General features: G+C 69.5%; 23 protein-coding genes. 12 read left to right on the top strand and 11 right to left on the bottom strand.

The genetic code is table 11. The annotated features are described in order from the left end of the window. The first annotated feature begins 100 nt into the window (after positions 1 to 100). The 6 genes from hisD to OX958_RS21435 all read left to right on the top strand — a co-directional run bounded on the left by hisD (position 101) and on the right by OX958_RS21435 (position 5,794). Positions 101 to 1,414: a histidinol dehydrogenase gene (gene hisD, locus OX958_RS21460; protein WP_270130887.1), complete on the top strand. Its 1,314-nt coding sequence runs from the start codon at positions 101 to 103 to the stop codon at positions 1,412 to 1,414. Continuing rightward, the gene (locus OX958_RS21455) at positions 1,414 to 2,532 is read left to right on the top strand and encodes a histidinol-phosphate transaminase (RefSeq protein ID WP_270130886.1); all 1,119 of its coding nucleotides are present in this window, start codon (positions 1,414 to 1,416) and stop codon (positions 2,530 to 2,532) included. Before hisD ends, OX958_RS21455 begins: the two co-directional genes overlap by 1 nt. Next, the gene (hisB, locus tag OX958_RS21450) at positions 2,529 to 3,128 is read left to right on the top strand and encodes an imidazoleglycerol-phosphate dehydratase HisB (protein ID WP_270130885.1); all 600 of its coding nucleotides are present in this window, start codon (positions 2,529 to 2,531) and stop codon (positions 3,126 to 3,128) included. The genes OX958_RS21455 and hisB overlap by 4 nt, the downstream gene beginning before the upstream one ends. Further along, positions 3,125 to 3,766: an imidazole glycerol phosphate synthase subunit HisH gene (gene hisH / locus OX958_RS21445; RefSeq protein ID WP_270130884.1), complete on the top strand. Its 642-nt coding sequence runs from the start codon at positions 3,125 to 3,127 to the stop codon at positions 3,764 to 3,766. Before hisB ends, hisH begins: the two co-directional genes overlap by 4 nt. A 1-nt stretch (position 3,767) precedes the next feature. Then, positions 3,768 to 4,316, top strand: coding sequence for a YciI family protein (locus OX958_RS21440; RefSeq protein ID WP_270130883.1), 549 nt, complete (start codon positions 3,768 to 3,770; stop codon positions 4,314 to 4,316). Between the two features lie 80 nt (positions 4,317 to 4,396). Then, positions 4,397 to 5,794, top strand: a complete 1,398-nt coding sequence (locus OX958_RS21435) for an alkaline phosphatase PhoX (protein ID WP_270130882.1) — start codon at positions 4,397 to 4,399, stop codon at positions 5,792 to 5,794. 93 nt (positions 5,795 to 5,887) lie between these two features. Here OX958_RS21435 and OX958_RS21430 read toward each other — a convergent pair whose 3' ends face one another. The 11 genes from OX958_RS21430 to OX958_RS21380 all read right to left on the bottom strand — a co-directional run bounded on the left by OX958_RS21430 (position 5,888) and on the right by OX958_RS21380 (position 16,619). Then, entirely contained in the window at positions 5,888 to 6,277 is a 390-nt protein-coding gene (locus tag OX958_RS21430; protein WP_270130881.1) for a YchJ family protein, read from the bottom strand. Further along, entirely contained in the window at positions 6,231 to 6,890 is a 660-nt protein-coding gene (locus tag OX958_RS21425; RefSeq protein WP_270130880.1) for a lysoplasmalogenase, read from the bottom strand. The genes OX958_RS21430 and OX958_RS21425 overlap by 47 nt, the downstream gene beginning before the upstream one ends. 114 nt (positions 6,891 to 7,004) lie before the next feature. Then, a complete protein-coding gene (locus tag OX958_RS21420; RefSeq protein ID WP_270130879.1) occupies positions 7,005 to 8,243 on the bottom strand; it encodes an ATP-grasp domain-containing protein in 1,239 nt (412 codons plus the stop codon). Positions 8,244 to 8,254: 11 nt separating this feature from the next. Continuing rightward, on the bottom strand, positions 8,255 to 9,550 hold the full coding sequence (locus OX958_RS21415) for an MFS transporter (protein WP_270130878.1): 1,296 nt from the start codon (positions 9,548 to 9,550) through the stop codon (positions 8,255 to 8,257). Continuing rightward, on the bottom strand, positions 9,547 to 10,851 hold the full coding sequence (locus OX958_RS21410) for an ATP-grasp domain-containing protein (protein WP_270130876.1): 1,305 nt from the start codon (positions 10,849 to 10,851) through the stop codon (positions 9,547 to 9,549). Before OX958_RS21410 ends, OX958_RS21415 begins: the two co-directional genes overlap by 4 nt. A 1-nt stretch (position 10,852) precedes the next feature. Further along, positions 10,853 to 11,227: a hypothetical protein gene (locus tag OX958_RS21405; protein ID WP_270130875.1), complete on the bottom strand. Its 375-nt coding sequence runs from the start codon at positions 11,225 to 11,227 to the stop codon at positions 10,853 to 10,855. Then, positions 11,224 to 13,605, bottom strand: a complete 2,382-nt coding sequence (locus OX958_RS21400; protein ID WP_270130873.1) for an FAD-dependent oxidoreductase — start codon at positions 13,603 to 13,605, stop codon at positions 11,224 to 11,226. Before OX958_RS21400 ends, OX958_RS21405 begins: the two co-directional genes overlap by 4 nt. Positions 13,606 to 13,609: 4 nt before the next feature. Then, positions 13,610 to 14,962: a class I tRNA ligase family protein gene (locus tag OX958_RS21395; protein ID WP_270130871.1), complete on the bottom strand. Its 1,353-nt coding sequence runs from the start codon at positions 14,960 to 14,962 to the stop codon at positions 13,610 to 13,612. Further along, a complete protein-coding gene (locus tag OX958_RS21390) occupies positions 14,955 to 15,293 on the bottom strand; it encodes a cupin domain-containing protein (protein WP_270130869.1) in 339 nt (112 codons plus the stop codon). The genes OX958_RS21395 and OX958_RS21390 overlap by 8 nt, the downstream gene beginning before the upstream one ends. Positions 15,294 to 15,621: 328 nt before the next feature. Further along, a complete protein-coding gene (locus OX958_RS21385) occupies positions 15,622 to 16,032 on the bottom strand; it encodes a ferritin-like domain-containing protein (RefSeq protein WP_270130867.1) in 411 nt (136 codons plus the stop codon). Then, positions 16,029 to 16,619 carry a cell division protein FtsK gene (locus tag OX958_RS21380; RefSeq protein ID WP_270130865.1) on the bottom strand — a complete coding sequence of 197 codons (591 nt, stop codon included), beginning with the start codon at positions 16,617 to 16,619 and terminating at the stop codon, positions 16,029 to 16,031. The genes OX958_RS21385 and OX958_RS21380 overlap by 4 nt, the downstream gene beginning before the upstream one ends. 132 nt (positions 16,620 to 16,751) lie before the next feature. Here OX958_RS21380 and rimP point away from each other — a divergent pair, with 132 nt between their 5' ends. The 6 genes from rimP to truB all read left to right on the top strand — a co-directional run bounded on the left by rimP (position 16,752) and on the right by truB (position 23,519). Further along, positions 16,752 to 17,264: a ribosome maturation factor RimP gene (gene rimP, locus OX958_RS21375; protein ID WP_270130863.1), complete on the top strand. Its 513-nt coding sequence runs from the start codon at positions 16,752 to 16,754 to the stop codon at positions 17,262 to 17,264. Continuing rightward, a complete protein-coding gene (gene nusA / locus OX958_RS21370) occupies positions 17,264 to 18,256 on the top strand; it encodes a transcription termination factor NusA (RefSeq protein WP_270130861.1) in 993 nt (330 codons plus the stop codon). Before rimP ends, nusA begins: the two co-directional genes overlap by 1 nt. Positions 18,257 to 18,394: 138 nt before the next feature. Further along, positions 18,395 to 18,577: a YlxR family protein gene (locus tag OX958_RS21365; protein ID WP_270130859.1), complete on the top strand. Its 183-nt coding sequence runs from the start codon at positions 18,395 to 18,397 to the stop codon at positions 18,575 to 18,577. 193 nt (positions 18,578 to 18,770) lie between these two features. Further along, a complete protein-coding gene (infB, locus tag OX958_RS21360) occupies positions 18,771 to 22,031 on the top strand; it encodes a translation initiation factor IF-2 (RefSeq protein ID WP_270130857.1) in 3,261 nt (1,086 codons plus the stop codon). Between the two features lie 152 nt (positions 22,032 to 22,183). Then, positions 22,184 to 22,621 carry a 30S ribosome-binding factor RbfA gene (gene rbfA, locus OX958_RS21355; protein ID WP_270130855.1) on the top strand — a complete coding sequence of 146 codons (438 nt, stop codon included), beginning with the start codon at positions 22,184 to 22,186 and terminating at the stop codon, positions 22,619 to 22,621. Continuing rightward, positions 22,602 to 23,519 (top strand): tRNA pseudouridine(55) synthase TruB, encoded by a 918-nt coding sequence (truB, locus tag OX958_RS21350; protein ID WP_270130854.1) that lies wholly within the window; start codon positions 22,602 to 22,604, stop codon positions 23,517 to 23,519. Before rbfA ends, truB begins: the two co-directional genes overlap by 20 nt. Positions 23,520 to 23,522: the final 3 nt, after the last annotated feature.

Here is a 23,522-nt window from a genome sequence, read left to right as displayed (position 1 = left end):
CACGATCGAAAGGTGCAGCGTTCCGGCGGCGCCGAGGGCAGCTGGTGCGGAGTACGGACAGGGCGCGAGGGCCGGGGGAGGCGACCACTAGACTGGGCCCATGATTCGCCGCGTCGACCTGCGGGGCCGAGTGGCAGCCGGAGAGGTTCTCGACCTCCAAGCCCTGGTCCCCCGAGCCGTATTCGACGTCGAGGCTGCCCTCGACGTCGTCCGACCGATCTGCCTGGACGTCCGTCATCGCGGCCTCGAGGCGATCAGGGAGTACGGCGAGAAGTTCGACCATGTCCGGGTGGAGGACGTCCGGGTCCCGGCCGAGGCGCTCAAGACCGCGCTCGAAGAGCTGGATCCCACGGTGCGCGCGGCGCTCGAGGAGTCGATCCGGCGGGTCCGCGAGGTCAGCCTGGACGAGCGCGGCAGTGACGTCGAGTCGGAGCCCGCACCCGGTGGCCGGGTGACGCAGCGGCTCGTGCCGGTGCAGCGGGTCGGGCTCTACGTTCCGGGTGGTCGTGCGCCGCTGGCTTCCAGCGTGCTGATGAACGTCGTACCGGCTCAGGTGGCCGGGGTCACCTCGCTGGCGCTGGCGTCGCCGCCGCAGAAGGAGTTCGGTGGTCTGCCGCACCCGACCGTGCTCGCCGTCTGCGCGATGCTCGGGATCGACGAGGTCTACGCGATGGGTGGGTCGCAGGCGATCGCCGGCTTCGCGTACGGCTTCGAGGGCTGCCGCAAGGTCAACCTGATCACCGGTCCCGGCAACATCTATGTCGTCGCGGCCAAGCGGTTCGTGCAGAGCGAGGTCGGGATCGACTCCGAGGCGGGGCCGACCGAGATCGCCGTACTGGCCGACGACTCCGCCGATGCGGCCCACGTGGCCGCCGACCTGATCAGCCAGGCCGAGCACGACCCGATGGCCGCGAGCCTGCTGGTCACGCCGAGCGAGACGCTGGCCGCGGCGGTCGAGGCCGAGCTCGCGGTCCAGGTGCCGAAGACCAAGCACCACGAACGGGTCGTCGAGGCGCTCGGCGGGCAGCAGTCCGCCGTCGTCCTGGTCGACGATCTGGAGCAGGGCACCGCTGTCGTCGATGCGTATGCGGCCGAGCACCTGGAGATCCAGACCGTCGACGCCGAGGAACGCTCGCTGCTGATCGGCAACGCCGGCGCGATCTTCGTCGGTGCCTGGTCGCCGGTGTCCTTGGGTGACTACTGCGCCGGGTCGAACCACGTCCTCCCGACCGCGGGCTGCGCGTGCCACTCGTCCGGCCTGTCCGTGCGCAGCTTCCTGAAGGCGATGCACGTCGTGAACTACTCCCGCGAGGCGCTGCGGGAGGTCGCCGGACACGTCGTCGCGCTGGCCAACGCCGAGGATCTGCCGGCCCACGGCGCTGCCGTGTCCGCGCGTTTCCCGGGTGAGAACTGATGGGCCGGTTCGACGGGCTGCCGATCCGCGACGAGCTGAAGAGTTTCGAGCCGTACGGCGCACCGCAGCTCGACGTCCCCGTCCTGCTGAACGTCAACGAGAACCCGTACCCGCCGAGCGAGGCGACCGTCGCGGACATCACCGCGGCGGTGGCCGACGCGGCGCGCGGCCTCAACCGGTACCCCGATCGCGAGTTCATGGCGCTGCGGGCAGACCTCGCGGCGTACCTCGGCCGCGAGTCGGGTGCTCAGCTGACGGCCGGCCAGATCTGGGCGGCCAACGGCTCCAACGAGGTCATGCTGCATCTGCTGCAGGCCTTCGGTGGGCCAGGCCGTACGGCGCTGTCGTTCGCGCCGACGTACTCGATGTACCCGGAGTACGCCCGCAACACGAACACCGCCTGGGTCACCGGTCGCCGCTCCGAGGACTTCACCCTCGACCAGAGCAAGGCCCTGGCAGCGATCTCGCGGCACCGGCCCTCCGTCGTACTGCTCGCCTCACCCAACAACCCGACCGGTACGGCGCTGCCGATCCAGCTGGTCGAGGCAGTCGCCGCCAGGACCGCCGCGATCGGTGCCGTCCTCGTGGTGGACGAGGCTTACGCGGAGTTCCGTCGTACCGGGACGCCGAGCGCGGCGTCGCTGCTGCCGTCGTACTCGAACCTGGCGGTGGCCCGGACGACGTCGAAGGCGTTCGCGCTGGCCGGCGCCCGCGTCGGTTACCTTGCCGCGAGCAAGCAACTGATAGATGCCCTGCGCATCGTCCGGTTGCCTTATCACCTGTCGGCGGTGACCCAGGCGGTCGCGCGGGCGGCGCTGCGGCACTCCGACGAACTGCTCGGCCGGGTCGAGCAGCTGCGGGCCGAGCGGGACGAGACGGTGGTGTGGCTGCGGGCCCAAGGGCTTCGCGCGGTGGACTCGGACGCGAACTTCGTTCTTTTCGGCACGTTCGCCGATCGGCACGCGGTCTGGCAGTCGCTGCTGGACGACGGCGTACTGATCCGGGAGACCGGACCGAACGGCTGGCTGCGGGTCTCGATCGGCACCGGCGCCGAGATGGCCGCGTTCCGCGCCTCGCTGGAGAAGGTGCTCAAGACTGATCTGGGAAGGTCGCTATGACACGTACGGCCCGCATCGACCGGGAGACCAGCGAGTCCAAGGTGCTGGTCGAGCTCGATCTCGACGGCACCGGCCGCGCCGACATCTCCACCGGCGTCGGCTTCTACGACCACATGCTCAACGCGCTGGCCAAGCACGCGCTGCTGGACCTGCACGTCAACACCGTCGGCGACCTCGAGATCGACGCGCACCACACGGTCGAGGACACCGCGATCGGCATCGGCCAGGCGCTGCGCGAGGCCCTCGGTGACAAGAAGGGCATCCGCCGCTTCGGCGACGCGACCGTGCCACTGGACGAGGCGCTGGTGCACTGCACCGTCGACCTGTCCGGCCGCCCGTATTGCGTCCACACCGGCGAGCCCGACGGGCAGGTCTACGCGGTCATCGGTGGCGACTACGCCGGTTCGCTGACCCAGCACGTGTTCGAGACCCTGGCCTTCAACGCCGCGATCTGCATCCACATCCGGGTGCTGTCCGGGCGCGACCCGCACCACATCGTCGAGGCGCAGTTCAAGGCCTTCGCGCGGGCGCTGCGGGACGCCGCCGAGCACGATCCGCGGCAGCCGGGCATCCCCTCCACCAAGGGCGCCCTGTGACCAAGAAGGTCGTCCTGCTCGACTACGGCTCCGGGAACATCCGCTCCGGCGAGCGCGCGTTGCAGCGCGTCGGCGCCGACGTCACCGTCACCGCGGACTTCGACGAAGCGCTGAACGCCGACGGCCTGCTGGTCCCTGGCGTCGGCGCCTTCGACGCCTGCATGAGAGGGCTGAAGGCCGTTCGCGGCGACGAGCTCGTCGACCGCCGGCTGACCGGTAGCCGGCCGGTGCTGGGCATCTGTGTCGGCATGCAGATCTTGTTTGCCAAAGGCATCGAACACGGCACCGAGACCGACGGCTGCGACCAGTGGCCCGGCACCGTCGAGCGGCTCCGGCCGGCCGGCGACGAGCCGGTGCCGCACATGGGCTGGAACACCGTCTCGGTCGACGGCCCGACCAGGCTGTTCGAGGGCGTCGACAAGGAACGCTTCTACTTCGTCCACTCCTACGGCGTCCGCGAGTGGCACCTCACCGACACCCGCGCGTCGGTGACGCCGACGGTCACCTGGACGGAGTACGGCGGGGACCGGTTCGTCGCCGCGGTCGAGAACGGTCCGCTGACCGCCACTCAGTTCCACCCGGAGAAGTCCGGCGACGCGGGCGCCGAGCTGCTGGCGAACTGGATCAGGTCGCTCTGAGGTGCCCTACTTCGTCCACGGCGAGGACAAGCCCGGCGTCCTGCCCGGGCTGATGGAGCAGGCCGAGGCGCACTGGTCGTACATGGACCGGTTCGCCGACCGGCTCGTACTGCGCGGTCCGACACTGACCGACGACGCGGAGGAACACGCGGGCAGCGTGCACGTCCTGGACGTCGAGGACCGCGAAACGGCGGAGCGGTTCGCGTACGAGGAGCCGTTCTGGGCGGCCGGTTTCTACCACCCGCTGACGATCGTGCGGGCCGTCGTACTGGTCGATGAAACGGCCGGCGTACCGAAGAGCCTGGTGACCGCTGAGTGGGCACCGACCGACATCGGGGACCTGCAAGGCGCGGACGACCGGGTGAGCTTCCTGGTGATGCTCGTCGACGACGACGGCACCCGGTCCGTCGGCGTCGTCGCGGCCGTCGACGCACTGCCGGCGGTGGCCTCGGCGATCGTTCAGCCGGTCGCCGACGGACTGCGCGGTGAGCCCACGATCCTCACTGCGCGTCGCTGGCAGCGTGGCGGCCGATCACAGAGCGATTCCTGACGCTCGTTCTCTTGCCGTTGGGCAGTCGTTTACCGTACGTTCACTGGCGACCACTGCTTGTGCTGACAAGGAGACCGCTCGTGAGTGTAGAAAGCCCTCTGTCCAGACGTCAGTTCGTCGCTCGTGCCGCCGCGGCAGGTGTTGCGGTCAGCGTGGTGGGGTCGGTCGAAGCCCTCTACACCGCCGAGCCGGCGCTCGGTACCTCCGGACCGAAGGTCGGTTACGGCCCGCTCGTTCCCGACCCCGCCGGGATGCTCGACCTGCCGCGCGGCTTCAAGTACAAGGTCGTCTCGCGCGAAGGCGCCGTCCGGCCGGACGGACTGAAGATCCCGTCCCGCTTCGACGGGATGGGCACCTTCCCCGACCGCCACGGCGGCAACCGGCTGGTCCGCAACCACGAGTGCAGCCCGACCGCGACGATCAAGGTGGTGGCCCCACCTGAGCGGACCTACGACCCCGCGGCCGGCGGAGGCACCAGCACGATCGTGGTGGACCGGCACAACGACAAGACCGCCGAGAGGATCAGCCTCGGTGGATCGGCGATCAACTGCTCCGGCGGGATCACCCCGTGGCGCACCTGGCTGACCTGTGAGGAGACCGAACTCAAGGCCGGCGAGGGCGGCTACACCAAGGACCACGGCTTCATCTTCGAGGTCGACCCGTACGACGACCGCCACAACAACCACCCCTTCCCGCTGAAGGAGATGGGCCGGTTCCAGCACGAGGCGGTCGCGATCGATCCCGCCACGGGCGTCGTCTACGAGACCGAGGACGCCTTCGTCGCCCCGCTCGGCGGCTTCTACCGGTTCCTGCCGAACCGCCCCCGCGGCGGCTGGGGCAGCCTCCGGGCCGGCGGCGAACTGCAGGCCATGCACATCGCCGGCCTGCCGGACCTCTCCGTCGTCCAGGAGCCCGGCACCGTCTTCCGCAACGTGCAGTGGGTCAAGGTGCCCGACCCGCTGGCGAAGACCGAGTCGGTCCGTGCCCAGGACTACTCCAAGCCCATCACCGGCGGCTACAAGCTCGAAGGCTGCTGGTGGGGCGCACTCGACCGCTGCGTGTACTTCGTCTCGTCGTTCGCCCGCACCGAGCTCGGCCCGAAGGTCGACCACGACGGCCAGGTCTGGCGCTACGACCCGCGCAAGCGCACCCTCCGCCTCGAGGTGATCTTCACCCGCCCGAAGCCCGGCTCGGACGACCCCGAGTTCGATGCCCCCGACAACATCACGATGTCCCCGTACGGCGGCCTGATGATGTGCGAGGACGGCCTCGGCGAACAACACATCCTCGGCACCACCGAGGACGGCGAGGTCTTCAAGTTCGCCCGCAACCGCGTCAACAACGGCACCCCCGAAGAGCCCGAGTACGGCGAACTGGCCGGCGCCGGCTTCTCCGCCGACGGCCGCACGATGTTCTTCAACGTCTACACCCCCGGCATCACCTACGCCATCACCGGCCCCTGGCGCCGCCGCCGCTGATCCGCTCCACGCCGATCTCGATCCCGCCCGCCCCCGCAGGCCGGCCGTGCCCACCGCCCCGAGGCACGGCCGGCACCGCGGTTCAGATGCCGGTCAGGTGTTGAAACTTACAGGTCGGACGTACACCCAGGCGCCGTTCTCGCGCAGGAAGCGGCTGTCCTCCTGCTGGTGACCAGCCGCGCCGTCGGCGATGTAGCCGGCCCGGAACTCGACCGTCCCCTCGGTGTGGAAGGCGCTGCCGCCGGTGGTGCTGAGGATCTCCAGTCCGGTCCACTCGATGTCGTCCTCGAGGTCCAGTTCGCGGGGCCGCGTCGTGGCGGACCAGGTGCGGAGGAGATACGCCGCATCGCGGACCACGAACGCGGAGTACCGCGAGCGCATGAGTTGCTCAGCGGTGCTTGCCGCAGTACGGCCCTGGTGCAGGCTGCCGCAGCAGTCAGCGTAGGCGGCGTCGAGCCCACAGGGGCAGGGAAGTTTGGCCATCCCCAGATTCTGCCCTGACGCCCGAAACGAGCAGGTACTGACCGGCCGCATAGGTGGACATCGTCAGCACCCCGCGGCCCGGGAAGTCGCGTCCGGCCAGCCGCAGCGCGATCAACGCGTCGGAGACGAGGAAGAGCAGCCCGCCGGCGCCACTGCGCGGACTGTGCCACCGCGACGCGATGGCGGTTGCCGTCAGCAACAACGCGTACGCCGCCACCGGCACTCGCTGCGCTCCGAGGTCCCGGGAGAGCACGGCGATCAGCGCCGCCCACAACGCCCCGTACGCCGCCAGCACCCGCCACGACCGCTCATGCGGCCTGGACAGAAACACCGCGAGGTAGCAAGCATGCGCCGCAGCGAACGCCGCCATCCCCGCCAACTGCAGCTCGGTCTCCAGCAACAGATCCCCGGCCGCCGAAGCCAGCAACGCGGCCTGGATCAGGGGAGGAGCTTCCTGGCTCCGGCTCCACGACAACAGCAAGGGCATCAACGTCACCTTGCTCGCCTGCTTGAGCACTCCGGCATCCACGGCGACTGCGCCGACCTGCACCACCACCGCACACCAGTAGGCCACCAACCGCCGCCGCTCGCCCACCAGCTTCTTCAGGCTCATGCGCCGAGTGTGCAGACCGAAGCTGAACAGAAAAGGCCCGGGCACGGGCGTTTGGGGGAACGTCCGTGCCCGGGGCTCAGCCGTTGGACTGGGGGGTCCGGCCGAGCAGGGAGGTCAGGCTTCGTCGATGACTATCGCGGCCTCCATCTCCAGCACTCGGCGGTAGTCGTCGTCCAGGGTCTGGGCGTCGCTGTGGATCAGGATCACCCAGGCCAGGCAGGTGAACAGGTCGACCGTCTCGGGGACGACGGCGTCCTCTTCGTGCAGGATCTTCATCCAGTGGAAGGACTTCAGCTGCTCGATCCCGTCGAAGACCTCCCGGTTGCGGAAGTAGCCGTCCCGGACCGCTGAGATGAAGACACCCCGGAGGTGCTGGACCAGGTCGAAGCTGTCCCGGAACTCACCGCGCACCCGGTGCGCGACCGTCCGCTTGATGTGGTTGTCGCCGGTGGCCAGTTCGCTGACCATCTGGTGACCGCCACCCGACGGCCGGGCGGCAACCTCGATCAGCCGCGGCCCGTCCGGCGTCATCATCACTTCGGCGTGCCCGCAGCCGATCCGGATACCGACCGCGTCCAGCACCTGCTGGGTGTACGGCCACAGCGCCAGTACCTCGGGATCGTCGGCCGCGAGGAAGTCGATCCGGTGGTAGATGCCGATCTTGTCGCCGCGGCTGATCTTGGTGTACCGGCAGACGTCGACGAGCGCGTGCTTGCCGTCGACGGAGTAGCTGTCGACCAGGTACTCCGTACCTTCGGCGTACTCCTGGATCAGCACCGCGTCGTTGACCAGGCCCATCTTGTTGGTCCGCCCGAGCACCCGGTCGAACCGTTCGCGCCAGTCACCGTCCTCGAAGACGACGTAGACCTCGTCGCCGGCGGCGCTCTTCGGCGGCTTGATCACCAGCCGCCGTCCGATCAGGTCGTTCTCCTTCAGCCATTTCTCGGCCTCGGCCGGGTCGGACGTCAGGAACTGCCGCAACCGCGGTACTCCGGCCGCGGCCAGCGCCTGCGCCATCTGCCACTTGTCCCGCCGCGCCGACGCCAGCTCCGGCACGTTGCCGGTCCCGGGCAGCAGGATCTCGGTCAGCGCATCCGCCAGCTCGACCCCGCTCTCGGCACCCGGCACCAGGTACTCCGGCTCGTACTGCCGCAGCTCCTCGGCCAGTTCCGCGACGCTGCCGGTGAGGTAGTGGATGTGCTCGAACTCCTCCGGATGCCAGCTACCGGTGAACGCCGGCGGCGGCTCCGTCCCACTCAGTACGGCGACCGGGATCTTCCCGGCCTCCTTGAACGCGGCGGGATATTCCTGCCCGGTGGACAACGGGTCCACGATGATCGCGTATTTCGACATGACAAAACTCCCTACGAGCTCTCACTCGGCAACGGCTCGCTGGCCGGGGTGGTGTCCACGACAGGTTCCTCGACCGGCTCCGACGCCGCCGCGTTCGACATACCGAAGTACGCGCACACGACGCCGACCGCACCGGCCACTCCGCACCACAACCAGACCTGGGTGCCGGAGCTGTTCCAGATCCAGACCCCGAGGAACGGGCCGAGCGCCGAGCCCAGTCCGAACATCGCGTGCGCGGAGCCGACGTACCGGCCGAGCAGTTGCGGTTTCGCCGCCATTCCCGGGTAGGCGAACATGGTCGGTCCGGCAATGATCTCGGCCAGTGTCCACAGCAGCGTGCCGATCACGAAGATCGCGATCCCGCCCGGCAGGGCGTAGAACGCGAGCCCGCCACCGAGCAGGACGAAACCGGCGATCGCGACCAGCCGGGCCGGCCAGTGCTGCACCACCTTGGTCACCAGCAACTCGCAGGTGATCACGATGAACCCGTTCAGGGCGACGACCGCGCTGAACCACCAGGTGGACAGCCCGTCCGACTTCATGTGCAGCGGCAGCACGGCCAGGTACTGCATGTAGATGGCGGCGTTGATGAACATGCACACCAGGAACAGCACGTACTTGTAGTCCCGCAGTACGGCGAGGTACCCGCCGGCGTCCGGCTCGGCCGCGGCCGGCTCCGCACCGTCCACCGAGGTGGAGTCGGTGGCGGACTTGCGCTTCGGCAGCGCGACGATCGCCACGGCGGCGTACGCCAGCGCGGCCACCGCCTCACCGATGAACAGCAGGTTCCACGAGATCGCCAGCAGCGCCGCACCGATCAGCGGTGCCGCCGTCGTTCCGAGGTTCATCGCCAGCCGGTAGACGGCGAAGATCATCACCTGGCGGTTCTTCGGCGTCAGCTCGGTGAGCAGCGCCGCCGAGGCGGGCCGGTAGAACTGCCCGACCGCGCCGGCCAGCGCCACCGTCACGAGGACGGCGGTGTAGCTCGGCACATAGGCGATGCCTAGCACGAACACGGCCATGCCGAACATGCTGATCATCACCGCGGCCCGCGGCCCGATCTTGTCCGACAGCGATCCGCCGATGATCAGGCCGATCACCGTACCGCCGCCGTAGACACCGAGCGCCGTACCGGCCTGGACGTCGCTGAAGCCCTTCGAGGTGGTCAGGAAGAGCACCAGGAAGACCTGCAGGAACCAGCCGAGCTTGTTGACGAAGACGCCGACCAGCAGCGCCTTCACCGGGACCGGAGCCTCCCGGATGGTCGCCCAGATGCCGGTGCTCTCGTCGGTCGGTGTGGCTGTCATGATGCCGGCTCCTTTGGTTCGGTCACCACGTGACCCGACCAGCGCAACGCCTTCTCGGCGGCGTCCAGTCCGGCACGGCACTCGTCCAGCGTCGGAGCCACGGCGGTCGCATAGGCGATCCGGCCCCACAGGGTGCCTTCCGGCGGCGGGCTGGTCGTCTGCCCGGGCGCCATCAGCAGGACGAGCTTGTCGATGGTGGCGGGCAGGTCGGTCTCGTCCCACTCGACACCGTCTAAAACGGTGTTGTTCTCGTCGACGTAGAAGAACCGCACGCCACCGGCCACGGTCCGGTCCGGCACCAGTTCCGGCGTCCGGCCGCAGGCCACCGCGGCGGCGGCCAGGCCCGGGTCCGCACCGGTGGCCTGCAGGCCGAGGTACGGGATCATGTCGCCGCCGATCCGGGCGTTGATCTCGATCACCTTGGGGCCGTCGGCCGTCATCATGATCTCAGTGTGGGTGACACCGTCGGTGAAGGCGATCGCCGCGTGCGCGTCGACCAGCACCTGCATCAGCTGCTCGTCGACCAGCAACGGGTCGTGCGCGTCGACGAAGTGCCCGACCTCCTCGGCGTACGGCGGGTAGCCGATCTCCTTGCGGGCCAGGCAGAACGGCGTCACCTGACCGTGGAAGACGGCCGCGTCGATGCTGATCTCGTAGCCGTCGGCAAACTCCTCGACCAGCACGTTGACGTCGTAGTGCGGCGCCTCCGGCACGGTGGTGTCGTGGGCGAAGGCCCAGTTCTCCCTGAGCTCCTCGGCCGAGTTCACCTTCACCACGCCGAGGCTGGCGGCCAGCGCGCGCGGCTTCAGGATCACCGGGTAGCCGAGCTTGTCGGCGGTGACGAGCGCCTCGTCCACGGTGTCGACCAGGATCGACTGCGGTTGCGGCACGCCCTTCTCGGCCAGCGCGGTCCGGGTCAGGTGCTTGTCCCGGCAGCGGTTGATCATCGCCACGTCGCCGCCCGGCAGGCCGAGCGCCTCGGCGACGTGCGCCGTCTGCAGGATCCGCGCCTCGTCCCAGCAGAGCACGCCGTCGATCGGCTGCTCGGCGTGCAGCTTCTTCGCCGCCTCGACCAGGGCGTCGGCCTCGAGCGTGCTCTCCAGCACGGTCCAGCCTTCGATGTAGTCCTTCTCCCACGACGGTTCCGCGTGCAGGAACATGTGGATCCGGTACTGCGGCGCGATCGAGCTCAGGATGTACTCACGGAACAGCCGCATCCCGGTCGCCACCACCAGCAGGTGCGGCCGCTCGACCTCTTCGACGATCAGCTCGGGAACGATCGACTCGGGCGTCTCGGACATCTCAAACCTCCCTGACCGGAGCAGGGATCTGCTCGATGTAAGTGACGCCGGAGCTGCCGTCGCTGCGGCGGAAGTGGTCCGCGATCCGCAGCCGGCCGCGTTCGTCGTACTCCGGAATGCTGTGGCACTCGCCGCTGACCAGGTCACCGGTTGCCGTCAGCAAGCAGTACGCCGCGTCGAACGACCCGTCGTCCTGGACGTGCCCGACGAGTCGCCCGCTGCGCAGCGAGCCACCCGCGTAGAACTCCGCCCAGACCAGGTCGCCGTCGCGGTGGTACTGCCCGTACGGCACCTCGGCGCCGGGCTCGTCGGCGACGAGCTGGAACCAGGCCCCGTCCACGTCGGGCGTGAGCGGCTCCGGTACCGCGGCGCTCACCACTGCACCGCGCAGAGCTCGTCGGAGATCGGGTAGATCTCGCGGTCGAACATCGAGTTCAGCACCATCGCGGCCCGGACCGGCAGCTGGGTCAGGCCGGCGTTGGTCAGGCCGTGGCTGTAGCGGCTGGCGTTGAACGAGTAGATCTTGTGCCCGTTCATGCCCTTCCAGCGCACCGAGTAGTCCGGCTCGACCAGCATCTCGCCGTCGTCGTCGTAGTCGATCCGGTCCCGCAGGTCGTCGTCGAACGGTGCCTGCACGTGCTCGCGGCCGGCCGCCACCACGATGTGCCGGACGTCGTGCTCCTCCGGCGTCTCCGGCGTCGTGCAACGCAACCGGAGCAGGCCGTCGGTCAGTTCCTCGGACGACGTGACGTCCCGGCCCGGCAGCAGCGTGACCGGGAACCGGCCCAGCGTCAGCAGTCCGTCGTAGTTGGCCTGGTAGAGCGCCCGGAGCCCACCAGGGGTGATGGCGTCGCCGCTGTACCGGGAGTCCACGATCATCTCCCGGCGCTTGCCACGGTTGAGTCCCTGCAGGAACTCGATGTGCGACGGCCGGTACAGCTCGTTGGCCATCGGCGAGTCGTCGATGCTGCGGAACCACTGGTTCCGGCCGATCCAGCGGATGTCGGTGAAGCCGGAGCCGAGCAGCCGCAGGACACACTCGAGCCCGGTCTGCCCACCGCCGACGACGGCGATCGGCTCGGCCTTGTGGGCCTCCAGCTCGGGCATCCGGGCGCCGAGCTCGTCGGCGATGAAGGCCCGCTCGCGCGGCAGTCCACGGACGTACTCCGGCCAGACCGGCCGGGTGCCCAGACCGAGCACCAGGTGCTCGGAGACGGCGACCGGCTCGCCGCCGACGGTGACCTGGAAGCCCTCGTCGGTGATCGAGATGGTCTCCACCCGGGAGCTGAAGTTGACCACGCCGAGCTTCTCGGTGGCCCAAGCCAGGTAGCGCTCGTACTCGATCCGGGGGAGCGAGTCGAACTGGGAGTTGATCAGCGCGTAGAGCCGGCCGGAGGTGACCAGGTAGTTCAGGAACGTCAGCTCGTGCCGTGGGTCGACCAGCGACACCAGGTCCTTCATCCAGCCCGTCTGCATCCGCACACCCGGGTAGAGCAGCGGCGTGTGCCAGCCGGCCACCGGGCGGGAGTCGAACAGGGCGAGCTTCTCGGTCGTGACGTTCTTGTACAGGGCCGCCAGGGAGAGGTTCGAGGGACCGGCTCCGATGCCGATCGTGTGGTACCTGGGCGGGCTGCCGCTGGGTCGATCCGTGATGGTCATGCGCTTGTTCTCCGTCCGCGAAGTGGTGTTACGGGTGTCTTCACCGGTGGCCAAGGGCCCGAGCAGGTCGCTCGCCGCCGTCCGGCTGGCGGCCAGCGCGGTTTTCACGCTGCCGCCGGACCCACCGGTGAAAGTGAAGAGCCGATGTGTACTGCCGAGCACCGACCACAGGGTCAGGACCGGCGGATCGGCGTAGCAGTCGGCTGCGTTGACCGTCCTTGCGGTCTCCAGCAGCCTCAGGTGGGGCAGCCGGTCGCCGGCGATCCGGATGGCCTGGTCGGCCAGGTGCTGGATCGGCCGGCTGCTGCCGGGGGGAACGGACCAACGGTTGGAGTCGACGCCGAGCAGGAGCTCGCCGCCGGCCGTCGGCCGTCCGTACAAACCGCTGGTCTCGTCCACGAACATGGTCGGCAGTGCACCGTCGACCTTGTGAACGGCGACCTGGATCGCCTTGGTCCGGTAGGGCTCGGCCGGCAGTGAGCTCCCTGCCAGCAGGCCCGGCGTCCAAGGTCCCGCAGCCACCACCACGACGTCGTACCGGGAGCTGTCGCCGGGAGTGCGGCAGCTGACGGATCCGTCGGGGTGGGGCACCAGCCCGAGGACAGGCCCCGGGATGACGTTGCTGCGCTTGCCGTGCGCCAGGTACTCGACGATGGCGTTGCGCAGGTCGTCGGGCCGGATGAATCCGGCCCGCTTCTCCAGTACGCCGACAGTCCCGTCCGGCAGGCCGTGCCAACCACGGCGCCGCAGGTCCTGACCGTCGACGATCTCCGTCGATCCGGGGTGGAGGTTCTCCACCTCGGCGACGGCGGCTGCCAACCCCACGTGCTCCTCGAGCAGGTAGGTGCAGCCGGTCTCGGTGTAGTGCGCCTGCTCGAGCAGTGCCGGACTCTCCAGCAACTCGGCCAGGCTCTCGGTCGCCAGCCGGCGCTGGACCGGGTGAGTCTCGAAGGCGCGGACGCCGCCGCCTGAGGAGGCAGTGGCGTCCGCGCCGGGCAACCCCGTCACGAGGTCCACCGTGAGACCGGGGTAGCCGCTCAGCCGCCAGGCCAGCAGCGTGCCGGCGATGCCGGAACCGATCACGCAGACTCGCACGGCGTTACTCCTCGCCCGATCCGGTCAGCGCCCTGCGCAACGAACCCGTCTGGGCCCCGCCGGTGAGGAGAGTGATCAGGCTCCGGGCCGCCAGCGCCGGGTCGAACCCCGACGGCCGCAGGGCCGCTTCGCCGCGCGCCAGCTCGACCGCCGCCAGCGACGGGTGCAGTGGGTCGGTCACGGTGTGGGTGCCGTCCAGCAGCGGGCCGACCCGTTCGGCGAACGCCCGGAAGGCTTTCCAGGTGAAGTCGGTCTGGCTGTGGTCGGGCCGGTCCCAGGCGAGGAACAGCCGGACCATCGCGACGTCCTCACCGCGCAGCATGTCGTTCGCCCAGATCGCGTGGTTGCGGCTGGTCGAGAACTTCGATCCGTCCAGCGTGTAGAACTCGTTCACGACCGTTCCGGACAGCGGCAGCGGGCTCACTCCGGCGGCGGCCCAGATGGCTTGCCAGTAGACGGCGTACCAGTAGGCGTTGTCGAGGCCGAAGAAGTGCCACAGCTGGTTCACCCGGCCGAGCGCGGCCAGGTAGCCGGGCAGGTCGTCGGCGGCGGGATCGACGGCCTTGGCGATGTTGTAGAGGTCGGTGAGCGCGACCTCGGAGTACGGGCCGATGCGGAGTCCGGCCAGCGGGCCGTCGCCCTCGATACCCCAGTTGGTCGGGTAGGCGAGCGGGATCTCCGGCAGACCTTGCGCGAGTTGCCGGCCGATCAGCCCGCGGATCTGCGGCGGCAGCTCGGCGCGCAGCCACAGCTCGGTCAACGCGTCGCGGTAGTCCTCCATCCGCAGTACCGGGACTGTCGCCTGGAACGGTTGCGGCGGGCCACCACACCGGCCGCAGACCGGATCGATCATGGTGCTGACCTGGGTGAAGCTGCCGCACTGCTCGCAGGCACCACCGGCGGCCGGCGCGTGGCAGGCGCCGCACAGACCGGTCAGGTAGGACTCGTGCAGCGTCCGGCCGCAGTCCCCGCACGCGTGCAGGGTGAGCTCGCGCAGGGGAGTGGCGCCGGAGGCAACGAGGTGGTTCATCAGGCTGCGGACGATCGGTGCGTGCTCGTCGCCGAGCGGGTCACTGAACCGGTCGAACCCGATCCGGGCCAGCCGGTAGGTGCTCAGGATGTCGGCCTTGAAGTCGGCCATCATCGGGCCGACCTCGAGGTTCTCGTTCTCGGCCCGGGTCAGCACGTAGTTCTGGTGCACGTCCAGACCGCTCGTCACCACCACCCGCTCGCCGCGGGCCCGCGCCGCTCGGGCAGCGATGTCCGCCGCGATGTACGGCCCGGAGAGGTGGCCGACATGCAGCGGTCCGTTGGCGGTCGGCTGCGGGAAGGTGACGACCGTGACCTGTTCACCCATCGGTCGGCATCCAGTAGGCGCTGAAGATGGTCAGCTCCTGGTCGGCGGAGCGGTTCTGCACCACGTGGCTCTCGGTACTGCTCAGTAAGAAGGCGTTGCCGTGCTTGATCTCGTGTTCGGTGCCGCCCGCAAGTACATGGGCGGTGCCGGCAACGACGATCGACAGCTCGAGCTCGGGGTGGGTGTCGAGCGGGCTCTCCGAACCGGGTGGGACGGAGTACCACATCGCCTGGAACGGCATCTGCCGATCCAGCTCGTACTGCTCCCAGCGGACCACGCGAAGGTCTTTCACGAAGAGGCTCTCGCCGGTGATCAGGTCGAATGTACGCATGCTTCACTACCCTCCGTAGCCGGCCCAGGGCGCGGCTCAAGAAGTTGTTTGAAACAAAGGAAAGTACGGACCGGACATTTGCTTCAGCCTTGGATCATCACCGACGGACCACAGCGGCGAAAGCCCTTGTGGTGAAGGTGATTACCCCGGCGACCCCCCAGTCTCCGTGACCGGAAATATATGGAAGGTAGCGCTCTGAGTAAAGGGATGTACGCAACGAATTCCAGATCACCCGTAACCGCGCCGGAAATTATTCGTTATCTACTCGATTTCGCGCCATTAAGTGCCCGGCCGCACACGGTGGGCTACCGGTTCATACCGGATCGGCTCAGTTCGCGCCGGGAAAAGCGGCCGGCCCGCCACCCCAGCGGACCTGGGTCGCGGCGACCGCCAGCAGGTACTCGACGGCCAGCGCGCGGACCGGATCCTGTTCGGCGTTCTCGACCAGGTCGCCGTAGACGGCGGCCAGCCGTCGCTCGATCTGCAGGATCAGTGACGTTGCCGACACTGCGTTCGTCACTGCGAGCGGCAGGTCGTACGCCGGTGCCGCGGCGACCGGCTTCTCGCCGGCGGCGGTCAGCAGGTCGGTGAGCTTGTCCCGCCGCCTGCGGTGCTCCTCGTAGAGCGACTCCGCGGCTCGTGCCTTGGCGCCGGTCAGCTTGCCGCCCGCGACGCCCACGCCGTACTGGGCGGCGTGCTCACCGGCCAGGGCTGATTGGAGCGTTTGAACCTGGCTCATCGACCGGCCTCCTTCTTGACGGTCAAGAAGGAGGCCAGCTGGATCTCGGACGCGGCGACCATGGCCAGCAGACGCGCCGGTACGCCGGACAGCTTCGCCGCGGCGGCGGCATGGGCCACCGAGAGCTTCTGCTCCCGGCCGGCCAGGTCGGCGAGAGCTGCCGCGGAGCTCTTCGGCAGGGCCGGCAACTTCCCGACGGCAGCCGGAGCGACACCGGACAGCTCGTTGAGCTTCGCGAGATGCTGGGCGTGGTACTTCGCTGCGGTGGTGAGCTGGGCGCTGAGCGCGGGGTAGGCCTTGCTCGCCGCGGTGAGGCGTTGAGCTGCCTGAGCCGCCTGACCGGCTGCAGTGGAGATCGCAGCGACCACTGCGGGGTCGGTGCTCGGCTCCGGCTGGGTGGCGCCGTCCGGGCCTTTGGTGCCGCCGCCCGCCGTACCGGTGGCTCCCGGTCCTGGCTGAGCCGGGTCGTCCTTGCAGCCGGCCAGCAGGACCGCGGCTCCGGCTGACAGCGCCGCCGCCCGCAGTGTGGCGCGACGTCCGACCAGCGCCGCCGCGAGGCGGCCAGGGGGCTCAGGATGGTTCGGCACGGCCGAAACCCTATCCCGATCGGAGGCGCGTGCTGGGACACTCCACCGGGCCGGATAAGGTGGACCACTGCCCCTCGGCCGAATCGCCGGGGTGCGACAGGCGTACACAACTGCAGAGAGGCAGGTCCACCTGTGAGCCGGAGAATTGACCACTCGGACCCCGACAGCCTCGTGAAGTTCCTCCAGCCGATCGTGTCCCAGTTCGGCTGCGACCTGGAGGAGTCCGATGTCACGCCGATCGGTAAGAAGCGGCTGCTGCGCGTGCTGATCGACCGCGACGGCGGGATCAACCTGGACGACGTCGCCGAGGTGACCCGGGCGATCTCCAAGGCGCTCGACGCCGACGAGGTGATGGGCAACACGGCGTACACGCTGGAGGTCTCCAGCCCCGGTGTGGACCGGCCGCTGACGCTGCCGCGGCACTGGCGCCGCAACGTGACCCGGCTGGTCGAGGTCACCCTGGTGGCCGGCGGCAAGGTGAACGGCCGGATCACGTCCGTCACCGACGAGGGCGCCGAGCTGGACGTGAAGGGCCGGCCGCGGACGATCGCGTTCGCCGACATCACCAAGGCCAAGATCCAGATCGAGTTCAACCGGCCTGCCGGCAACGACGAACCTGCCGCTGACGGCACGGAGGAGAACTGATGGACATCGACATGGCCGTACTGCGGGCCCTGGAGCGCGAGAAGGACATCGCCTTCGAGATCGTCGTGGAGGCGATCGAGCAGGCGCTGCTGGTGGCCTACCACCGGACCGAGGGCGCCCAGCAGCAGGCCCGGGTCGAGCTCGACCGCAAGACCGGGCACGTCAGCGTGATGGCCAGGGAGCTGGCCGAGGACGGCACGGTGGCGCGTGAGTTCGACGACACGCCCGCCGACTTCGGCCGGATCGCGGCCACCACCGCCAAGCAGGTCATCCTGCAGCGCCTGCGCGACGCCGAGGACGACGTCCGGTACGGCGAGTTCGCCGGCAAGGAGGGCGACATCCTGTCCGGCGTCGTCCAGCAGGGCCGCGACCCGCGCTCGGTGATGATCGACCTGGGCAAGATCGAGGCCGTACTGCCGGCCCCGGAGCAGGTGCCGGGGGAGAAGTACGAGCACGGCTCCCGGCTGCGGGTCTACGTGGTCGGGGTCCGCAAGGGCTTCAAGGGCCCGCAGATCACCGTCTCCCGGACCCACCCGAACCTGGTCAAGAAGCTGTTCGCGCTCGAGGTACCGGAGATCGCCGACGGCACCGTCGAGATCACCGCGATCGCGCGGGAGGCCGGGCACCGGACCAAGATCGCGGTCCGGACGCTGAACCCGTCCGTGAACGGCAAGGGCGCGTGCATCGGCCCGATGGGGCAGCGGGTGCGCAACATCATGCACGAGCTGCACGGCGAGAAGATCGACATCATCGATCACAGCGACGACCCGGCGACCTTCGTCGGCAACGCGCTGTCGCCGGCCCAGGTCTCCTCGGTCGAGGTGATGGACGCCGCCGCGCGCGCCGCGCGGGTCGTCGTACCGGACTACCAGCTGTCGCTGGCGATCGGCAAGGAGGGGCAGAACGCGCGCCTCGCGGCCCGGCTGACGGGCTGGCGGATCGACATCAGGCCGGATACCGATGTGACTGGTGAGAGCGAGAAGGTAGACTGATCTCTCGGTCGGTCGACTGAGTCGTCACCACACCCTGAGGAACCGAAGATTCACACTGCAGACGCGCGCCCTGAGAAGGTTCAGGAACGTACCTGCATCGGGTGTCGGAAGCGAGCCAGTCCGGCTGACCTGCTGCGGATGACGGTGTCCGGAGGACTTGTCCTCCCGGATCCCGCGCATCGGGCACCCGGCCGCGGGGCGCATCTGCACCCGGTGACCGAGTGTCTCGACCTGGCAGAACGGCGAAAGGCGTTCCCGCGGGCCTTCAAGGTCCCGGGCCCGCTTGATACTTCGCAGGTTCGGGCACAGGTGGAGCGGTGAGCAACGAGTTGCACGAACAAGAGCGGCCACCCGGCCGCCCATGGCCTCGGCCGTGAAGCATCAGTTGAACTGGCATGAAGGCGGGTCATCGACTCATGACCACTCGATGAGTGTCGAACGATGAGTGCAATGCGATGAGCATGTACGTCAACTAACGGTCCGCGCCGCCCAGGCTCGGACCAGAGGGAGAGTAGTGGCAAAGGTCCGAGTCTACGAGCTCGCGAAAGAGCTCGGAGTTACCAGCAAGGTCGTTCTGACCAGGCTGAACGACATGGGAGAGTTCGTCCGATCGGCGTCCTCGACGATCGAGGCACCCGTCGTCCGGCGGTTGGCGGAGGAGTTCGAGAAGAACCCGCCGAAGAAGCGCGCGGCCAAGAGTGCCGCCGCCAGCACCTCAGCGGCGCCGCAGGCGACCGCTCCGGTTCCGGCTGCCCCGCAGGCTCCGGCCGCGGAGCGCAGCGCACCGGCCGCGCCGGTGCCGGCCGCACCGGTCAAGGCCGAGCCCACGGCGGTCGAGACCGCCGCGAGCGCGGGCACGTCCGGCGCCGAGGTCACCGAGTCGACTGCCCCGAGCAGCCCGGCCCCGGTCTCCAACGACGCGCCGGCCGCTCCGGCGACGCCGGCTCCGGCCGCGACACCCGGCCCGGCTCGTCCGGGCCCGCGTCCTGGCCCGAAGCCCGGTCCGCGCGTCGAAACCCCTGCTCCGGCCGCGACGCCGGCGTTCGAGGCACCCGCGGCCAAGGCCGCCGAGGCCCCGGCCGCTCCGGCTCCGGCAGCACCGGCTCCGGCCGTGCAGGCGCAGGAAACCCCCGCAGTAGAGGCTCCTGCCGCTTCCGCGGCGCCGTCGGCTCCGGCCGGTCAGCGTCCTGGTCCGGCAGCGCCCCGTCCGTCCGGTGACGGCTCCGCCCGTCCGGGTGCGCCGCGTCCGGCCACGCCGGGTGGCAACGCCCCGCGTCCCGGTGGCGCCCCGCGTCCGGGAGCACCCCGTCCGGGTGGTTCGCCGCGTCCGGGAGCTCCCGGTGGCCAAGGTGCCGCCGGTGGTCGTCCGGGTGCACCGCGTCCGGGCAACAACCCCTTCAGCTCGACCCAGGGCATGCAGCGCGGAGGCGCGCGTCCGGGTCCGGGTGGCGCTCCGGCGGCCCCGGCCCAGGGCGGCCAGGGCCAGGGTGGCAGCCCGGCAGGTATGCCGCCGCGGCCCCCGCAGGCTCGTAGTGGCGGTTCCGACCGTCCTCGTCCGGCCGGCGGCGGTGTTCCGGGCGCTCCGCGTCCGAACCCGGCGATGATGCCGAAGTCCTCAGCCGGTACCTTCACCGGCCGTCCGGCTGGTCCGGGTGGCGGCGGTTCGGGTGGCCCCGGCGGTGGCGGCCGTGGCCGTCCCGGCGGCGGTTCGGGTGGTCCCGGCGGTGCCGGTGGCGCTCGTCCGGGTGGCGGCGGCGGTGGCGGCTTCCGTCCGGGTGGTGGCCCCAGCGGTCCCCCCGGTGGTGGCGGTGGCGGTCGTCCCGGCCCGGGCAACCGTGGCCGTGGCGGAACGCAGGGTGCCTTCGGGCGTCCGGGTGGTCCGGCCCGTCGTGGTCGCAAGTCCAAGCGCGCCAAGCGCCAGGAATTCGACAACATGCAGGCTCCGGCCGTCGGCGGCGTGCGGGTCAAGCACGGTGACGGCGAGATCGTCAGGCTCGCCCGTGGTTCGTCGCTGACGGACTTCGCCGAGAAGGTCGGCGTCGACCCGGCATCGCTGGTCCAGGTGCTGTTCGCCCTGGGCGAGATGGTGACCGCGACGCAGTCGGTCAACGAGGAGACCCTGCAGCTGCTGGGTACCGAGCTGAACTACGACGTTCAGGTCGTCTCCCCCGAGGACGAGGACCGCGAGCTGCTGGAGTCGTTCGACATCGACTTCGGCTCCAACGAGGGCGACGACACCGACCTGGCCGCACGGCCGCCGGTGGTGACCGTGATGGGTCACGTCGACCACGGTAAGACGAAGCTGCTGGACGCGATCCGGCACGCGAACGTCGTGGCCGGCGAGGCCGGTGGCATCACCCAGCACATCGGTGCGTACCAGGTGACCACCGAGGTCGACGGCAAGCAGCGCGCCATCACCTTCGTCGACACCCCGGGTCACGAGGCGTTCACCGCCATGCGTGCTCGTGGTGCGCAGGCCACCGACATCGTCATCCTGGTGGTCGCGGCCGACGACGGCGTGATGCCGCAGACGATCGAGGCCCTGAACCACGCCCGGGCGGCGAACGTGCCGATCGTGGTCGCGGTGAACAAGATCGACGTCGAGGGCGCGGACCCGACCAAGGTCCGTGGCCAGCTGACCGAGTACGGCCTGGTCCCCGAGGAGTACGGCGGCGACACGATGTTCGTCGACGTCTCCGCGAAGGCCCGGTTGAACATCGAGGGTCTGCTCGAGGGTGTCGTGCTGACCGCGGACGCCGCGCTGGATCTCCGGGCCAACCCGGACATGCCGGCGCAGGGTCTGGCGATCGAGGCGCACCTCGACAAGGGCCGTGGTCCGGTCGCGACCGTGCTGGTTCAGCGCGGAACGCTGAAGATCGGCGACTCGATGGTCGCGGGTCCGGCGTACGGCCGGGTCCGGGCGATGCTGGACGAGCACGGCAACTCCGTCGAAGAGGCGCTGCCGTCGCGTCCGGTGCTGGTCCTCGGTCTGACCGCGGTGCCCGGTGCGGGTGACAAGTTCCTGGTGGTGGACGACGACCGGATGGCCCGGCAGATCGCGGAGAAGCGGGAAGCCCGGGCTCGTGCGGCGGCCAACGCCAAGCGGCGCGCGCGTCGTACGCTCGAGGACTTCATGGCTTCCATGGAGAAGGGGCAGACGCAGGAACTGCTGCTCATCCTCAAGGGCGACGGCTCCGGTTCGGTCGAGGCGCTGGAAGACGCGCTGGTCCGGATCGAGGTCAGCGACGAGGTCAACCTGCGGGTGATCGACCGTGGTGTCGGTGCGATCAACGAGAACGACGTCAACCTGGCGATCGCCTCGGACGCCGTCATCATCGGCTTCAACGTCCGGCCCGCGGGCAAGGCCGGCGACGTGGCCGAGCGCGAGGGTGTGGACATCCGGTTCTACTCGGTCATCTACCAGGCGATCGACGACATCGAGGCGGCCCTGAAGGGCATGCTGAAGCCGATCTACGAAGAGGCCGTACTGGGCCAGGCGGAGATCCGCGAGATCTTCCGCTCCTCGAAGGTCGGAAACATCGCCGGTTGCTGGGTCACCAGTGGCGTGATCCGCCGCAACGCCAAGGTCCGGTTGATCCGGGACGGTGCGGTGATCGTCGAGAACGGCGACCTGTCGTCGCTCAAGCGGTTCAAGGACGACGCGTCCGAGGTCCGCGAGGGCTTCGAGTGTGGTCTGACCGTGCAGAACTACAACGACATCAGGGTCGGCGATGTCGTCGAGGCGTTCGAGCTTCGCGAGAAGGCCCGCAGCTAGTCGAAGTACCAAGTGACGGCGCCGGCGGTCCGGGGAGTACCGGACCGGCCGGCGCCCGGCACTGACCTAGTAACGTCCGGGGTGACGGGTCTGCTGACCGTCACCCCGGACGTTACGCATGAGTGATGTGGACATAGAGGGAGTGAGCCCTGATGGGTCAAGCAAGGGCGAAGCAGTTGGCCGACCGGATCCAGGTCCTGGTCGCGGAGTTGCTGGAGCGCCGGGTCAAGGACCCGCGGCTCGGTTTCGTCACCGTGACGGACGCCAAGCTGACCGCCGATCTGGGCGAGGCGAGCGTCTACTACACGGTGTACGGCGGTGAGGAGGAGCGGGTCGCCACCGCGGCCGCGCTGGAGTCGGCCCGTGGGCTGATCCGCAGCGAGGTCGGCAAGTCCCTCGGCCTGCGCCGCGCGCCGACGCTGGCGTTCTACCTGGACGCCGTCCCGGAGACGGCCGGCCAGATCGAGGAGCTGCTCGCGAAGGCTCGCTCGGCCGACGCCGAGGTCGCCAAGGCCGCCGCCGGTGCCAAGCCGGCCGGCGACGCCGACCCGTACAAGCGCCGCGAGGACGATGACTCCGACGACGAGTGACGCGGTGGACGTCTCCGTCGCCGACGGAATCGTCGTCGTCGACAAACCGGCCGGGCTGACGTCGCACACCGTGGTGGCGAAGGTCCGCCGGCTGGCGGGGACCCGCAAGGTCGGGCACGCGGGCACGCTGGACCCGATGGCCACCGGCGTACTGGTGGTCGGCCTCAACCGGGCTACGCGGCTGCTGGGCCATCTGCAGTTGGCCGACAAGTCCTACGACGCGACCGTCTTCCTCGGCGCCACGTCCTCCACGGACGACGCCGAGGGGGAGATCGAGGTTTCTGCGACTGCTTCGGCTCTGGCCGGGGTGACGGCCGCAGTGATCGAGAAAGCCGTGGTCGCCTATCGCGGGCCGATCTCGCAGGTGCCTTCGAAGGTGTCGGCGATCAAGGTCGACGGGAAGCGCGCCTATGAACGCGTCCGGGCCGGCGAAGAGGTCGAGCTGAAGGCGCGGAACGTGACGATCAGCCGGTACGACGTACTGGCGGTCCGTGCTGTTGCCGACGGCATCGAGGTCGACATCTCGGTCGACTGCTCCAGCGGCACCTACATCCGTGCCCTGGCACGTGATCTGGGCGCCGACCTCGGCGTCGGCGGGCACCTCACCGCGCTTCGGCGTACGAGGGTCGGAGCTTTCGGCATGTCTTCCGCCCACACGCTGGAAGCGCTGGGCGAGTCCTTCGCCATGCTCCCGATCGCCGACGTCGCCGCGGACACCTTCCCGCGCTACGACGCCGACGAGGAGCAGGCAGCGGCCATCCGGACCGGCCGTCCGCTGCCCGGGCTGAAGCTCGCGGCCGATCAGCAGACGGCGATGTTCGGCCCGGACGGGACTTTCTTGGCTTTGTACGAGCCGCATGGCCCGCTGGCAAAACCCACTGCTGTTTTCGTTGGCTAAGAA

It is taken from the genome of Kribbella sp. CA-293567 (assembly GCF_027627575.1).
Classification (GTDB): Bacteria; Actinomycetota; Actinomycetes; order Propionibacteriales; family Kribbellaceae; genus Kribbella.
This window is presented reverse-complemented; position numbering and strand designations above follow the sequence as displayed.